General features: G+C 36.3%; 1 pseudogene. It reads right to left on the bottom strand.

Features of this window, described 5'->3' with window-relative positions:
• Positions 1–140: 140 nt before the first annotated feature.
• Positions 141–1,607: pseudogene (locus ACFPA1_RS28645) on the bottom strand (IS1182 family transposase); the annotation flags it as partial.
• Positions 1,608–1,743 lie beyond the last annotated feature (136 nt).

Genomic DNA, 1,743 nt, shown 5'->3' with positions numbered 1-1,743 from the left:
CGAGACCACTGAAAAAGTCGGCTTTTTTTTAATATGGTGAGGCCAGTCATGCAATTTTTCCCCGAAACAGATGGGGGATTCCCAATATTTTCAATAAAGGGGCATTACGTTTTAATAATTAGGGGTTTTGAGGTGTATTAAGAGGATAGGAGGTTTCCTATCCTCTTTAAATTTACCGCTAAAGCGGTTAATTTTGCTTGTTTGGACATGCTTTTTAGACCGTACCCCCTGGCACGATCTAACCCATGGAAATTTTTCATCTCCCCATTTTTCCATTCTTGGCAAGCCCTTTTTTTGTATTTCTCTTTGAATTCCTCTGTTTTTTGTCTTTGGCTATACTCATAGAATTCTGAGGTGTTGATTCCGACTTGTAAGACTCTTCTTACAGTGGTTCCCTTTATACATTCTTCTCTCAATGGGCAGTTTCTACATTTTTCCTTTTCAAAATAATATTTATAGGATTCTTTACCTTTTTTATCTTTCTTGTATTTTTTCTCTACAGTTTTATTCCCTTGTTCACAAAACCATTCATCTGAATCTTTATTATAACTAAATCTTTCTTCGTCAATCCTATAGGCCATCGGATTTACAGGTATGTATGGTGTGGCCTCTAATTCTTTTATTTTATCTAAAATTGGCTTCTTAAAGTACGCCCGATCCCCATATACTTCTTTAATTGAGATTCCACTTTTCTTGGTTAATTCGATAAGTTCGTTAAACTGGGTTCCATCCACATAGGCGCCATTATTCACTCTTACAGCCGTTATGATTCGGTCTTCTGTTGTAATGGCATATTCCGTTTTATATCCAAAGAAGTTTTGAGTTTTACTCTTGTGGCCCACCCGGGCCTCTTGATCTACGATTGAGCGAACACCTTTCTGCTCCATAAATTTAGGGTCATTGATGATTTCTTTTGCATTTTCAAGCACTTCTTTTATTTTGGAGTTATTTTCAACTTCAACCTTATCTTCCACCTGGGAGATAGTCTCTTCCAGGTATGCTTTCATGGTTTCCTTGGCTTCCTTGTGATCTTCAATTTCCTTGTATTCAGGGATTTTCTGATTGATGGATTCGGGCACGTCACCAGTTTCATCTTTTATGGTTTTAAAGATTTTTTTGGCTAGCTGCTTCATTACCCTTTCGGGTGTTGCTTTAAATGTATTGGCTTCAGTGTGGGTAGTATCAACACTAATGCTGGAACCTTTGATTATTCCCTTATTCACGCATTGTTTAACGACCTCCGAAAGGAGGTCATCCAGTGTTACGTCTTTTAATTTATGTACTCTGAATTTTGCCAATAGACTTGGATGAGGCAATTCTTCATCTGGATTGATATCTAGAAAATACATGTAGGCAAGATTCAAGGAAGCATCTTCGATAACCCTCTCGTCTGAGAGTTTATAGAGTTTTTGTAGGACCAGCAATTTAAGCATAAGTTCAGGCTCTTTGGCAGGTCTTCCGTAATATTTACAGTAGGATTTTTCGAGGAGTTTATTAAAAAAACTGAAGTCAATGGCGTCACTAATTAATCTAAGAATATGATTTTCCGGAATTTTATCGTATAATAATGAATAGATGCTTAACTGCATATTTTTTTCTTTAAGCATATAGAAAAGCCCTCCTGGTTTGGTTTTTTGGTTTCTAGTCAACTCCATTATACCAAAATTGAGGGCTTTTTTATTTATTTATTCAGAAAAATACATCTCATTTCCACTTATTTGGAAATGTTTTTCAGTGGTCTCG

Source organism: Neobacillus sp. GCM10023253 (genome assembly GCF_042653105.1).
GTDB classification, from domain to species: domain Bacteria; phylum Bacillota; class Bacilli; order Bacillales; family Cytobacillaceae; genus Neobacillus; species Neobacillus citreus.
The sequence above is the reverse complement of the archived record's forward strand: the minus strand, read 5'-3'. Positions and strand labels throughout refer to the sequence as shown.